Source organism: Sediminicola sp. 1XM1-17, assembly GCF_037203765.1.
Taxonomy (GTDB): domain Bacteria; phylum Bacteroidota; class Bacteroidia; order Flavobacteriales; family Flavobacteriaceae; genus Sediminicola.
This window is the reverse complement of the sequence record NZ_JBBCAS010000006.1, coordinates 160,194-175,084: the sequence shown is the minus strand read 5'-3', so window position 1 is coordinate 175,084 and position 14,891 is coordinate 160,194. Positions and strand designations below refer to the sequence as shown.

The 14,891-nt window shown below is 41.2% G+C and carries 7 protein-coding genes; 3 read left to right on the top strand and 4 right to left on the bottom strand.

The genetic code is table 11. The features are described from left to right. Positions 1 to 11: 11 nt before the first annotated feature. The 4 genes from WAA86_RS10680 to WAA86_RS10665 all read right to left on the bottom strand — a co-directional run bounded on the left by WAA86_RS10680 (position 12) and on the right by WAA86_RS10665 (position 6,208). The gene (locus WAA86_RS10680) at positions 12 to 1,850 is read right to left on the bottom strand and encodes a glycoside hydrolase family 13 protein (RefSeq protein ID WP_337300994.1); all 1,839 of its coding nucleotides are present in this window, start codon (positions 1,848 to 1,850) and stop codon (positions 12 to 14) included. A 38-nt stretch (positions 1,851 to 1,888) separates the two neighbouring features. Then, the gene (locus WAA86_RS10675; RefSeq protein ID WP_337300993.1) at positions 1,889 to 4,195 is read right to left on the bottom strand and encodes a glycoside hydrolase family 65 protein; all 2,307 of its coding nucleotides are present in this window, start codon (positions 4,193 to 4,195) and stop codon (positions 1,889 to 1,891) included. Position 4,196: 1 nt separating this feature from the next. Then, the gene (gene pgmB / locus WAA86_RS10670; protein WP_337300992.1) at positions 4,197 to 4,850 is read right to left on the bottom strand and encodes a beta-phosphoglucomutase; all 654 of its coding nucleotides are present in this window, start codon (positions 4,848 to 4,850) and stop codon (positions 4,197 to 4,199) included. A gap of 341 nt (positions 4,851 to 5,191) precedes the next feature. Next, positions 5,192 to 6,208, bottom strand: coding sequence for a LacI family DNA-binding transcriptional regulator (locus WAA86_RS10665; RefSeq protein ID WP_337300991.1), 1,017 nt, complete (start codon positions 6,206 to 6,208; stop codon positions 5,192 to 5,194). A 385-nt stretch (positions 6,209 to 6,593) separates the two neighbouring features. Here WAA86_RS10665 and WAA86_RS10660 point away from each other — a divergent pair, with 385 nt between their 5' ends. The 3 genes from WAA86_RS10660 (at position 6,594) to WAA86_RS10650 (ending at position 14,891) form a co-directional block, all read left to right on the top strand. After that, positions 6,594 to 9,707, top strand: coding sequence for a SusC/RagA family TonB-linked outer membrane protein (locus WAA86_RS10660; protein ID WP_337300990.1), 3,114 nt, complete (start codon positions 6,594 to 6,596; stop codon positions 9,705 to 9,707). A gap of 18 nt (positions 9,708 to 9,725) precedes the next feature. Continuing rightward, positions 9,726 to 11,339, top strand: a complete 1,614-nt coding sequence (locus WAA86_RS10655) for a RagB/SusD family nutrient uptake outer membrane protein (RefSeq protein WP_337300989.1) — start codon at positions 9,726 to 9,728, stop codon at positions 11,337 to 11,339. Between the two features lie 246 nt (positions 11,340 to 11,585). Beyond that, on the top strand, positions 11,586 to 14,891 hold the full coding sequence (locus tag WAA86_RS10650; RefSeq protein ID WP_337300988.1) for a VCBS repeat-containing protein: 3,306 nt from the start codon (positions 11,586 to 11,588) through the stop codon (positions 14,889 to 14,891).

The following is a 14,891-nucleotide window of genomic DNA, read 5'->3' as shown; positions in this document are numbered from 1 at the left end:
AAGTAACTGGACTACTTCTCCAGTTCAATGACCATACTTGCCTTTGGACCGATGGCAAGTTGTTTGCCCAATTTTATTTCGGTATCTGTCAGTATTTCCCTCCCCTTTGTGTAACCGCCCAGATTTTCGACAAACCTTTCCAGTGAAAGGCTCTTTGAGGTCTTGTTATTGTTGAGGATCACCATTACCGTTTGGTCAGAAGTGTATCTGAAATATACATAAACCTCTTCCTCGGGAACATATTGGGTCGTTTTTCCTTGATGGATAGCCTTGGCATTTTTGCGCCAATTAAAAAGCTTTTTTGAGAAATTGAAATATTTGTTCTGCTCGGCACTGCGCCCTTTGGCCGTAAAAGCAGAAGTGACATCACCTTGCCAACCACCTGGAAAATCTCTGCGAATATCCCCATCCCCCTTATTCTTGTCGCCTTTCATTCCTATCTCGCTGCCATAATAGATCTGGGGTATCCCCCTAACGGTTGCAATGAGGGTCATGGCCAATTGGTAGTCTTCAAAATTGGGATAAAGTTCATTGATCCGTGGTGTGTCATGGTTTTCTGCAAATATGAGGATGTTGTTGATATCCGGATAAAGAAAATCATTGACGAAATTCTCATATAGCTGGATGATCCCTGTGTTCCAAGTTGGCTTTTCCACTTTGAACACCTCCATGATGGCATCATGCAATGTAAAATCCATTACTGTGGGCAAGTTGGAATTATAGCCCTGAATGGCACCTATTTGACTGTCTTTTTGCCAATAGGCCATCTGTGCCTGATCGTGCATCCAAACTTCTCCGGCAATATTAAAATTGGGATATTCGTCGGTGATGGCTTTGGTCCACTTGGCAATCCCCTCCTTATCGTTAAAGGAATAGGTATCAACCCTGAAACCATCCAAATCGGCATATTCAATCCACCATATGGCATTTTGCGTTAAATAATTCAATACCAAGGGGTTTTTCTGGTTTAGATCCGGCATGGTCTTTACAAACCATCCATCCATACAATATCTAAAATCGTATTGTGAGGCGTTGGGATCCATCTGTGTGGTCATCCGGTAATTGGTCTGACCATATCCCGGAAACTGATGTATCCAATCATAGGTTGGCAGGTCTTTCATCATCCAATGGGTAATGCCCCAATGATTTGTGACATAATCAAAAATCAATTTCATGTCCCTTTGATGGAGTTCTGCAGCAAGGCGCTTGTAATCCTCATTGGTTCCAAATCTGGGGTCTATCTTGTAGACATCACTTTGGGCATAGGTATGATAGGAATACTTTTCATCGTTATCCTCGCAAAGTGGGGTGCTCCATATGGCTGTGGCCCCCAGTTCCTCTATATAATCCAGATGGTCTATGATACCTTGGATATCCCCTCCATGGCGGCCCCCATCCAACTTCCTATCAACTTTCTCCACGACGTCCGGATGCGAGTCTATAGCCGGATTTCCATTGGCAAACCGGTCCGGCATCAATAAATAGATCAGATCCGAGGCATCATAACCCTGCCTTTGGGCGGAATTTGGTTTCCGTTCCCTTAATTCGTAATCAAGGGACTCAACCAGTTTGTTGCCGTCCTTTAATAGAATTTCAAAAGCTCCCGCCTTCACTTCCTTTGTATCAAGGGTGATGAACAGGTAATTGGGATTCTCCGGACGATGCACATCAATAATTGGAATACCTTTTATTTCAGGACTGTATTTGGCAATATCCTTGCCGTATAACATGACCTGTAACTGGGTATTTTGCATACCACTCCACCAAAAGGGAGGCTCAACCCTATCTATCTGTGCCATAACTGAAGCACATATCAAGACAGAGCAAATCAATAAGAGAACTTTTTTCATACATCTTAAGTTGATTAAAAAGCTGGTTTTTTTGTGAGTTAAGCTGATACCGTTTCACCGGCCTTTAGCACTACGCGTTTTCCATTGACCCTGATCGACATTTCATCGGTCCCCTCCAAATCAAAACTGGTTCCCGCTTCTGTCACTTTCACTTTTAAGATCCTATTTCTAAAGTTCACCTTGAAAGAGTATGCCTTCCATTGTTTGGGTATTCTTGGAGTGAAGGACAATTTATCGTCTACAACGCGCATGCCTCCGAAACCTTCCACGATACTCATCCAAGTACCGGCCATAGAAGTGATGTGCAATCCTTCCTCAACCTCTTTGTTGTAGTCATCCAGATCCAAACGGGAGGTACGCAAATAAAAAGTATAAGCCTGCTCCATCCTGTCCAACTTTGCTGCCTGTATGCTGTGTACGCAAGGAGACAATGAAGACTCGTGAACCGTAAAAGGCTCATAGAAATCGAAATGCTTTTCCAGTTCCTCCAACGTGAAGTGGTCCTCGAACAGGTAAAAGCCCTGTAGGGTATCCGCCTGTTTGATGTATGGGGACCTTAATATCCTATCCCAACTCCATTTCTGGTTGATTGGGCGCTGGGACCTATCCAAATTGGCAACCGTTATAAGCTCCTTGTCCAAGAATCCGTCTTGTTGCAGGTAGATATCCAATTCCTCGGAGAACGGAAAATACATATTATCGGCTACTTTTTTCCAGGCCTCCGTTTCCTTATCCGTTAATTTGGTCATGCCGATAATTCTTTTGTAATCATCGGAGTAGCCGTCCTTGACCTTCCCTAGTTGCTCTAATGTATAATTAATACACCATTTTGCCAGATAGTTGGTATACCAGTTATTGTTCACATTATTTTCATACTCGTTTGGACCTGTAACCCCTAAGATCACATACTTGTTCTTGGGCTTTGAAAAACTAGCCCGCTGCTGCCAGAACCTTGAAATACCTATAAGCACTTCCAGACCCATTTCTGGGATATATGAGTAATCTCCGGTAAATCTGAAATAATTGTAAATGGCAAAGGCTATGGCTCCATTACGGTGGATTTCCTCAAAGGTAATTTCCCATTCGTTATGACATTCCTCCCCGTTCATGGTTACCATGGGATATAGGGCCGCTCCATTTGAGAATCCCAACTTTTTCGCATTTTCAATCGCCTTTTCCAAGTGGTTGTATCTATATTTCAATAGACTTCTTGCCACACTCTGGTCCTTGGTAGCCATATAAAATGGAATACAGTAAGCCTCGGTGTCCCAATAGGTACTTCCGCCGTATTTCTCGCCCGTAAATCCTTTTGGACCAATATTCAAACGAGAATCCTTCCCCAAATAAGTTTGGTTCAGTTGAAAGATATTGAAACGGATCCCCTGCTGAGCCTTGATATCACCATCTATGGTTATATCGCTCATTTCCCAGATCTTTGCCCAAGCCTCCTTTTGTTTATCCAAAAGTGCATCAAAGCCCATGGTGGTGACTTTTTCCAAAACGGACTTGGCCGCATTGACCAGCTGTGAGGCTTCATGATTTCGTGAAACGGTATATCCACCAAATTTATGTAGGGTGGCCGACTCTCCTTTTTTGATGGAAACCTTATAATTGAAACCAACTTTGTTCTCTTCTATAGATGCTTCACTGTTCAGGGCTACTGCTTTGCCGTTGTGGAACAATTTGGATTCCATAAAGGTACAAGTCGCAAAATTTGTTTTCATCGTATGTGCCTCAATGAAGCCTAGTTGCCCATCGAAAGACACCTTGGTAGTGTTCCAGAATTTATCGTCCCAGTTGGTATCCTCATTGGTAATACCACTATCCACATAAGGGGAAAAGGACACTTCCATATCTCCACTTAAGGCTTTTACATTGTATTGTATGGCCCCAACCTCATCGATATCCAAGCTCAGGAATCGGGTCACATGAACTTCAATCTCCTGTCCATTTGGCAAGGTAGCCGTAAAAGATCGTTTGTACCACCCTTCTTGCATATTCAGTTCCCTTTTGTATTTGGCAACCTTTTTACAGGTGTTCAAATCCAAGGCCTCTCCATTGACCATAACATCTATGCCAATCCAACTGGGGGCATTGATCACCTTGGCAAAATATTCCGGGTACCCATTTTTCCACCAACCAACACGGGTCTTGTCCGGGTAATACACTCCGGCAATATAACTACCCTGAAAGGTATGTCCCGAATAATGCTCCTCAAAATTGGCACGTTGCCCCATGGCACCGTTTCCAATACTGAACAAACTTTCAGAAGATTTTACTTTCTCCTTGTCAAATCCTTCTTCTATGATCGACCAAACATTTGGTACTATATAATCCTGGTTCATGTTATAAAGTGGTTAGTTGTTTAATAAAATCTGTACTTATTTCTGTAAAATCATTAAAATTATAGCGCGCTTCGGTAAGTATTGAGGCGTCCCCAATCCCAATGCTCGTCATACCGGCTATATTGGCAGCCTGAATTCCGGCAAGGGCATCCTCAAAAACAACACATTGTGAAGGATCAACCCCAATATCATGGGCCGCCAGAAGAAATACTTCCGGATCCGGCTTTGCCTTGGTCACACTATTGCCGTCTACCACGACCTTGAAATACGAGAGCAATCCTACTTTTTTCAAAATGGGTACTGCATTTTTACTGGCAGAACCCAAAGCCATGGGTATATTGTTAGATTTAAGAAAATCAAGAATTTTTGGCACATCGGGAAGAATCTCCGACGCATCCATTTTCTCAATATAACTTAAATAATCCTCATTTTTTTCTATCATCCAGTTATCGAACTGTTCTTGGGTGGCATCTACCTCCCCTAGTTCCAATAAGATTTCCAGACATCTTTTTCTACTGACACCTTTGAACGCCTCGTTCTGTTCTTCGGTAAATTCGAATCCCAGTTCATTGGCCAATTTTTTCCATGCCAAATAATGGTATTTTGCCGTATCTACGATGACACCATCCAAATCAAATATGAATCCTTTGTTCACTATGTATAAATTAAATTACAGCCCTTGGCTGATTAATAGTCGAATAAAATAAAAATCTATCACCTCAATTAGCTCCTTTAATTCCTTTTTTCGGAAATAAAAAAAGCTCCTAAGAATTGGAAGCACCAATTATAAGGCCGATTTGCTATCAAAAAAATAAATAAAGTGAGAAGTAACAACATAAATTGATAGCCCCGCAAATATATAAATTTTTTCTACTTCTTTAAGCCATCGCCGGCCTTCAAGCAAAAACCAGAACTACCAGTGTTGCTTGGATGAATAGACAACAGATAAAGATCTGGAAAGCCTTAAAAAATTGCTCTCTTTGCTATTCAATCTATTTACCTAATCGTGGATTCACGCTCTATCAGTGTAGATTCAATAATTTCAGTCCTAAACACTTCTTCATCTTCTTCATTTTCAACCTTATCTATCAATAGTTGTGCAGCAATCGCACCCATGCTTTCGCCATGTTGCGCCACAGAACTAAGACTTGGGTTGGCGTATCTGGACAAAGGTCCGTCTGTAAACCCGATAAAGGAAATATCCGCTGGGATATTAAACCCTTTTTTCTGTACAACCCGCATGCTGTAAATGGCAAATATCTCATTGACGCAAAGCACGGCATCAACAGAAGTGTTATTAAAAAATTCCTGAATGGCCTCTTCATCTATACTTTCAAACGGAAGCGTCAGGATCAAATTTTCATCTATTGGCATTCCATTATCCTGAAGGGCCTGACAATAACCTTCCGTTCTAGCCTTGCTCACGCTTAAATTTTCTGTATTGATCAAAGCTATTCTCTTGCGCCCTGCATCTATCAACTTCTTTACGGCCTCGTAGGCCCCATCTTTATCGTTGATGATGACCTTGTCACACTCCACTTCATCGGTAACCCTATCGAACATCACCAAAGGGATCCCCTGACTGGTGACCTCTTTAATATGGTTATAATCATTTTTGGCCTGGGTTTCGGTAGACAATGACATAATGAACCCATCAATACTGCCATTGGCCAACATTTCCATGTTAATGACTTCCTTGTCAAATGATTCGTCGGAAAGGCAAACAATCACATTATAACCCCTGGCGTTGGCATATTTCTCGATACCTCGCACCACGGTCGTAAAAAAATGATGGACAATATTGGGAATGATCACCCCGATGTTTTTGGTCCGTTTGTTTTTTAAACTTACCGCAATATTGTTCGGTTTATAATTGTAGAGCTTTGCGAAAGCCTGAATCCTTTCTTTGGTATCCCTACTTATTTCCTCACTGTTTTTCAAGGCCTTGGAAACGGTGGATATGGATACATCCAATTCCCTGGCAATGTGCTTAAGTGTTATTTTTCTTTTCAAAATGGACCAGTTCTTTAAGGCAACTATTTCTGTTGCGGGTGAAAAATAATCATTAAAAAAGTCTTAAGAAGTAAAATTATAAATTTTTAACAATACGGTATGATTCCATGGATACCTGACTTCCCATCCTCCATTTTTAACAAAAATTTCTATTTTTGTAAAAATCCCTATATTTGTTTTAACTTGCCAAATAATGAACTTTTGATTAAAAAATTACCATTAATTGAATTAAAGGTAGCTGAGATTGTGAGTATGATATTTAATGTAAGTTATCAACACGAAACCGTTTTCGTGAAATTCTATGCACGTTTCTTAGCTGTTTTAACAAATATTTTGCATAAGTTTAACCTGGAATTGAAATTAACTAAACTAAAATTACTTATTTATGAAGATTACGCTACTAAAAAGCTTAATGCTTGTTGGGGCCTTTTTGTGCTTTGGACTTGCAAAAGCTCAGACGGTATCAGGTACTGTTTCTGATGCCAGTGGCCCTTTACCTGGGGCCAGTGTATTGGTTAAGGGAACTACCAATGGTACACAAACTGATTTTGACGGAAACTATACGTTGAACAATGTAGGAGGTACAGCTACATTGGTTTTTAGCTATATTGGCTACAAACCTTTGGAAGTTGCAGTAAATGGCAGGTCTACTATATCTATTACCCTTGAAGAAGATGCTCAAGCATTGGACGAAGTGGTCATCATTGGATATGGTACAACTACTGTTAAAGACGCAACAGGTTCTGTAACAGCGGTTACCGCTGAGGATTTCAACGGTGGTGTCATATCATCTCCGGAACAATTGATACAGGGTAAAACTGCCGGTGTCAATATCCAACAGACCAGTGGGGAACCTGGTGCAGGAATCCAGTTGAACATTAGAGGATCCAAATCTGTTAGAGGTGAGAACAACCCTCTATTTGTGGTAGATGGTGTGCCATTGGCAGGAGGAAACACTTCTCCAGGTGGTGATACCGGAAGTGGTGGAAACGCAGTAAAAAACCCATTGAACTTCTTAAACCCAGCAGATATTGAGAGCATCAGTATTCTTAAAGATGCATCCGCTACAGCGATTTATGGTTCTAGAGGTGCAAACGGTGTTGTTATTATCAATACCAAAAGTGGTAAAGGAGCTTCAGGAGGAAAATTTGAATTCTCTTCCACTTTAAGTATTGCTACTCCAGCTAACAGTTATGATCTATTAAAAAGAGACGAATACCTAGCTGCGGTAAATGATCCTGCAGCTGCAGATTTCGGAGCAAATACGGATTGGCAAGAATTCTTGACCAGAACGGCGGCTTCACAAAACCAAAACCTTTCTTACTCCAGAAACTATGGTAGCGGAAATGTTCGCGCAACTTTTGGTTATGGAAAACAATTTGGGGTTGTTGAAAAATCGAGCTTGGAGCGTATCACCGGAAGATTGAACGTTAATCAGAGATTTTTGGATGATAAACTTACCTTGGGACTTCAAACTAGTATCTCTAGAGTAAATGATGAGACTGCGCCTTTATCAGGTGGTGCAGGATTTCGTGGCGATATCTTGGGAGCAGGTTACTCTGCCAACCCAACTTGGCCTGCAGATCCTAGTTTTTCTGACGGAGGAACCCAGATATTACCTGCCAACTACTTGGCGTATACACAGAACGAAACCTTTACCAACAGAGTCTTGATCAATGCTTCTGTTGATTATAAGTTCACTCCAGAACTAACTGGAAAAGTGAATCTAGGTTACGATAAATCTGAAGGTGAAAACACTTCTGTAATTTCAGGGGATGTACAGAACTTTACTGGTATCGAAAATCAAGGTTTTGGTGTTTACAATACATTGAACAGAGAAAACAACCTTTTGGAAGCTACCCTTAACTACAACAAGGAATTTGCGGATTCCAAACTTGATGTTTTGGCTGGATACTCTTTCCAAGATTTTAATACTAGCGGAAGAAACTCTGCCGGTAGAACTTTTGCTACTACCGATTTGAACCAAATGGGAGCTGATCTACGCGAAACTGTAAATGGTGCTGCAAGTATTATTAATGGTTCTTACCAACAATACTTCTATGGAGCAAACACTAACGGACTTCTAGTAAATAGACTTCAACCAACTGTTGTTCCAGGAGAAAACGTAGGAAGTAATTTCGTTCAAAAGGTAGAAGGTATGACTGCTGATACTTTCAACAATACTGATGAGCTACAATCATTCTTCGCCAGATTAAACTACACCTTATCCAATAAATATTTATTTACAGCCACAATGAGGGCTGACGGTTCTTCTCGTTTCGGTCCGGAAAACCAATATGGGTACTTCCCTTCTGGTGCTTTCGCATGGAAAATGAGTGAGGAAGATTTTGTTGGAGACGCAGTTTCCACTTTAAAGCTAAGATTAAGTGCTGGTAAAGTAGGTAACCAGGATGGTTTAGGATACGGTAACTTCGTGGCAAGACAGCGTTTCTCAGGTCTTGGTATCCAAAATGACAATGCTGTTAACCAAAACGGTACCGCAATTGTTGCTACCGATGTTCCTGACCTAAAGTGGGAATCCACTTTGAGTCTTAACGTAGGTTTGGATTTCGGATTCAATGTTGACAGATTATCTGGTAGCTTAGATTTCTATAGAGACAGAACAACAGACGTTCTTTTAAGAACTCCTCCAGCAGCACCTGCAGTTGACCCATTCCAGTTCGGTAACGTAGATGCAGCTATCATAAACCAAGGGGTTGAATTTGCATTGGGTTATGACTTTATTCAGTCGGCCAACACTACTTTTTCTGCTTCTTTCAACATTGCTTACAATGACAACACTGTAGAAGATTTTGCAAGCGCCATTAACACTGGTGAGATCAATGGTCAAGGACTTTCTGGAGCCTTTGCTCAACGATTTGAAGCAGGCTACTCCTTATTCTCTTACTATATGGCGGTATTTGAAGGATTCGACAGTTCAGGTTTCCCAATTTATGAGGACATAGATGGCAATGGTGTAGGTGATCCTTCTTCCGACAAGAAGTTCGTAGGAGAAGATGCTCTTCCAGACGTTACTACTGGTTTATCTTTAAACTTTAGAAGTGGTAACTGGGATGCTGCAGCTTATTTCTCAGGGCAATTCGGATTCTCTGTTTACAATAACACAGCTAACGGTTTCTTTACTGCCGGTTCAATCAACAACGGTAGAAACGTAACACAAAATGTAATAGGAAACGGAGAAGCAGGTGGAGCATCTGCCGATGTTTCTACAAGATTCCTTGAAAAAGGTGATTTTGTTAGATTCCAAAACGCTTCCATTGGTTACAACGTACCATTATCAGGAGAAGGACTATTTGATTCCTTACGTCTGTCTGTAACTGGTCAGAACTTGTTCTTGATCACTGACTACAGTGGACTAGATCCTGAAGTTACATCAGCAACCGGAGATTTAGGTTCTGGAGTACCAACCAGAGGTATAGACTGGGCAGCATATCCTAACCCAAGAACAATAACCTTTGGAATTAATGCATCCTTTTAATTAAAAAAATTGAATATCATGAAAAGAAATCAATTCAAAATATATTTCCTAACCCTAGCGTCTGTCATAGGACTTAGTTCCTGTACAAACCTTGAAATCGAGGAGACCGATTCTATTATCAGTGACGGTTTCCAAGGGTTGGCAGATCCATCTTCAACTGTAGACGAGCTTTACAATAGAGTTGGTGGCCAGTATGGAGACCAGGCAAACTTCTTTGCCCTACAGGAAGTAACAACAGACGCAGCACTTGTTCCCACAAGGGGAACCGACTGGGGTGATAACGGATTGTGGAGAGTACTTCACAATCACTCATGGAACAGTGAGCACGCTTTTATCCGTACGGTTTGGGATCAATTCAACGCAAATCAGTTATTTGCTTCCCAAATATTGGATGAGAGAAGTAACCCTACGGCACAAAACATTGGTGACGCAAGCTTCTTGAGAGCTTACTCTATGTGGATTATCTTGGACAACTACGGACAGATTCCTTTTAGGGACACTCAATTACCTTCTTCATCTTTGCCAGAGGTACTAACCGGACAAGCTGCAGTAGATTTTATTATAGCAGATTTGGATAGAGCAATTGCCAACCTTCCAACGGTTACAGCAGGAAGTGGTGATGCCCTTAACAAGGCCAGTAAAGCAGCGGCCCGTCATTTAAAGGCTAAAGTTCTTTTGAACAAGCACATTTACTTAGGCGGAAGTCCAGATTCAGCTGACATGGCAGAAGTTATTTCATTGGTTAACGCTATAGAAGGAGACCAATTTGCCTTACAAGCAGGATACTTTGACTTGTTCCGCAAAGAAGCTGACAATGAAACCATCTGGTCATTGAGCTCTTTGGCTACAGGTAACAGAATCTTCAACGGTCTTCACTACAACTCTACTTCAGTTGCAGGTGGAGGATGGAACGGATTCAGTACGCTTGCCGAATTTTACGATCTATATGAAGGAGATGCCAATAGCAACCGAGTTGATATTAACGGCAATCCATTGGATGGTCAAGAAGAAAGAAGAGGAGGCGTTCCTCCAGCTGGTACTCCATTTACAGGAGAACCAGGTACCACTGATAAAGATGGCCTTGAAGATGGATCCAACGTTGGTTTTGGGTATCTTATTGGACAACAATACGGTTTAACTGGTAATGCCCTAAAAGACAGAGCCGGTAATCCACTGACCTTTAAAAGAGATTTCGTTGACGCTACAGGATCTCCTAACTTCATCAATAACGATGAAACAACAGGTATCCGTGTAATGAAGTACAACCCAAGATACGGTGGCGGCTTTGTTGGTCATGAGATAGTATTCCGTTTTTCAGATGCTTATTTAATGAAAGCCGAGGCCATGTTAAGAAGCGGTCAAGACCCAACACTTATGGTTAACACGCTTCGTCAGTTAAGAGGTGCCCAACCACTTGCTTCTGTAGGTGAGCAGCAACTTTTGGATGAAAGAGGTCGTGAATTGTTCCAGGAAGTTTGGAGAAGAAATGACTTGATCCGTTTTGGTCAGTTCAATAGAGATTGGTTATTCAAAGATGCAGGTCAAATTGGCAACACAGCACGTAACTTGTTCCCAATACCACCAGCACAATTGTTGGCGAACCCTAACTTGGTTCAGAACGAAGGATACTAATCCAACCTAATATTATCAAAAACCCTGATCAAATGATCAGGGTTTTTTTTTGCCCATCCCACAGCACAAATCTATATAAACCTATAACTAGCCATTCTTCAACCAACATCAAAAAAAACCACTTCTATCCCACTAAAATAAGTATTATCCTACAACAAAATCCTCTATTTTAACTGAAAAATTTATGCAACTCAACTTCCGTGCTAAAAGCATATTAAGTATCTTGTCGTCCTCATAATTAGATTGATGAATAGGATATTTGGGCATTTAATTCTACTTACGATACTGCTCTACGGTTGCCAAAAAAAAGAAGACAAAAGCTTTATAAAACTAGAGGCTTCAAAAACAGGTATCAACTTCACCAACGAGCTTACGGAAACGCCAGAATTGAATATTCTTAATTATTTATATTTTTTCAATGGCGCTGGAATTGCGGCAGCTGATTTTAACAACGACGGTCTTACTGATCTTTATTTTACTGCCAACCAGGGGGCGGACCAGTTGTACATCAATCTTGGTGGCATGAAATTCTCCAACACCACAGCCGTATCACAAATCAAAAACGAAGGAAATTGGACCACCGGAGTAACCCATGTAGACATCAACAATGACGGCCTTTTGGATATCTACGTGTGTAAGGTTGGTGATTTCAACGCTATACAGGGCAAAAATTTACTATTTGTCAATCAAGGCAATAATTCCCAAGGCATTCCCGTATTCAAAGAGGATGCAGCCACTTATGGTCTTGACTTCATAGGTTTTTCTACGCAAGCCGCTTTTTTGGACTATGACAAGGACGGTGATCTCGATATGTTCCTGATGAACCACTCCGTTCATCCCAACAGCACCTATGGGAAAGGATCACAGAGAATGAACCCGGATGAAAAATCCGGAGATCGCTTCTACAGAAACGACAATGGTTGGTTTGTTGACATTTCAGAGGAAGTAGGAATTTTTCAGGGAAGAATTGGCTACGGTCTGGGATTGGGCGTTAGTGATGTTAACAACGATGGCTATCCCGATATATACGTAGGTAATGACTTTTTTGAAAATGACTATCTCTACATCAACCAGACCGACGGTACCTTTAAAGAACTGATCACACAAAGTGAATTGAACTTGGGACATACCACACACTATTCCATGGGCAATGATATTGCGGACATCAACAATGACGGTCTAACAGATATTTTGTCGTTGGATATGCTTCCCGAAGATCTCGAAACCTACAAAACTTCAGGTCTGGAGTTTCCATATCCAACCTATCAATATTATCTAAAAAACGGTTATGCCCCACAATACATGCAGAACACCCTGCACCTTAACTTGGGCAACAATACTTTTAGTGAAATAGGCCATATGGCCGGACTCTCGGCAACAGAATGGTCCTGGGGGGTTCTTCTTGCAGATTTTGACAATGATACCTTTAAGGATGCCTATATTTCCAACGGTATTAAAAGAGCAACGAATGATATGGACTTTATCAGTTTTATTGCCAATGAATCCCTTCAAAAGAGCCTAGCCAAAGGCATGACTGCAGAGGACATGGATTTCATCAAGGAAATACCACAGAAAAAAGTATCCAACTACTTTTTTAAGAACAATGGCAATCTATCCTTTTCAGATGTAACCTCCCAATGGCACACCAAAACTCCCACCTATAGTAATGGATGTGTTTATGCCGATCTGGATAATGACGGTGATCTGGATATTGTGGTAAACAACATAGATGAAGAAGCAACCCTATTGGAAAATAAAAGTCGCCCTAAGGCCAATACCAATTACTTACAAATAGCTTTCGAAGGTTCCTCAAAAAATAAGTTTGGCATAGGGGCAAATGTTACGGCATTCATTTCCGATAAAACCATTTTTCAAGAGAATTTTGTGACCAAGGGTTACCTTTCTTCCGTCCCCAATAAAATTCATTTAGGCCTTGGCGCAGCAAAGACCATAGACTCCTTAAGGGTGGTTTGGCCTCAGGGAACCTATGAAGTTCTCTACAATATACCAACCAATACAAGTATCACCCTAAGAGCATCGGATGCCATTACAATGTTTGAATTCGGCTCAAATCACGCTGCACCACCCCTACTGACCAATGCCGACAGCATAATACCGTTTACCCATAAGGATCCTCCAACCCTTGAGTTTAACAGGGATCCGTTGGTTCCTTTTGCGAATACCAACGAAGGTCCTGAAGTAACGGTAGAAGACGTCAATAAAGATGGTCTTCATGATATATTTATCAGCGGTGCCAAGGCCCAACCTTCCCAGTTATGGCTACAACAAAAAGATGGTAACTTTTTAAACGTTCAGGAGGACCTTTTCCAAAAAGATGCCATCAATGAGGACATTTCCCAAGTTTTCTTCGATGCCAATGGAGATACTTGGAAAGACCTTTTGGTGGTGAGTGGCGGCAATGAATTTCAGAACGGCCGTAGTCTTCGCCCAAGACTCTACATCAACCAAATGGGTAGCTTTGTAAAAGATAGCGTACAATTTCAAAATGTGGAGATTAATGCATCCAAGGTAAAAGTAAAAGACCTGGATGATGATGGCGACCTGGATGTATGGATTTCCAGTGACCAGAATCCGCTAAAATTTGGGGAGCCTACAAAGCAATATATCTTTTTGAACAATGGAAAAGGATCCTTCTCCGAGTTCAAAAAAAATGAATACAACAACTTTAGGAATCTGGCCAATGTCAAGGATTTTATATGGGCAGATATCGATAATGACGGCAAAGAAGAGCTGATCAGCGCGGGATATTGGGAACCTATTACCATCCAATCCAATATAGATGGTAAACTTGTTCCTAAAAAATCCACAGGCTTGGAAAATACACATGGTTTGTGGAATGTTATCGTTGCTGGGGACTTTGACAATGATGGTGATCTGGACCTTATGGCAGGAAACTGGGGAACCAATAGCAGGTTGAAAGCATCGGTTGAAAAACCGTTGACCCTATACAGATCGGATTTCGATGACAATGGCACCGTAGAACCCTTGGTCACCTACTTTGAAGGAGATGTTGAAACACCTTTTGCCTCAAAAGACGAACTGGCCAAACAAATGCCATTTTTGAACAAGCAATTCCTCTCGTACAAAAAATATGCCCAGGCCAGCCTAGAAGACCTCTTTTCTGAACAAAAATTAAAATCCGCAGCGAAAAAAGAAGTATTTGAATTACGGAGCCTTTATTTACAAAACGATGGCAAGGGACATTTCACAACCAAAAATCTCCCGCTGATCGCACAGGCCTCAACCACCCACGATATTATGGTAGAGGACGTAAACAGGGATGGTTATAAGGACTTATTGTTCGTTGGGAACACGTTTGAAATTAGCACTCAATTGGGTAGGATGGATGCCTCACATGGCATACTTTTGTTGAACGACAAAAAAGGCAACTTCTATTGGTCTCACAATCAAAACTTTGATATCTCAGGGCCAGCTAGAAGCATTAAATCAGTGACTATAAATAAAGTAGAATATTATATCGTCGGAATGAACAATGCATCTCCGGTATTTTTGATTAAAAATGGGAATTAA

What these genes read in the sequence shown, in the direction of transcription:
- WAA86_RS10680 (WP_337300994.1), bottom strand. Translation starts at nt 1,850, where the DNA reads ATGAAAAAAGTTCTCTTATTGATTTGCTCTGTCTTGATATGTGCTTCA.
- WAA86_RS10675 (WP_337300993.1), bottom strand. Translation starts at nt 4,195, where the DNA reads ATGAACCAGGATTATATAGTACCAAATGTTTGGTCGATCATAGAAGAA.
- WAA86_RS10660 (WP_337300990.1), top strand. Translation starts at nt 6,594, where the DNA reads ATGAAGATTACGCTACTAAAAAGCTTAATGCTTGTTGGGGCCTTTTTG.
- WAA86_RS10655 (WP_337300989.1), top strand. Translation starts at nt 9,726, where the DNA reads ATGAAAAGAAATCAATTCAAAATATATTTCCTAACCCTAGCGTCTGTC.
- WAA86_RS10650 (WP_337300988.1), top strand. Translation starts at nt 11,586, where the DNA reads ATGAATAGGATATTTGGGCATTTAATTCTACTTACGATACTGCTCTAC.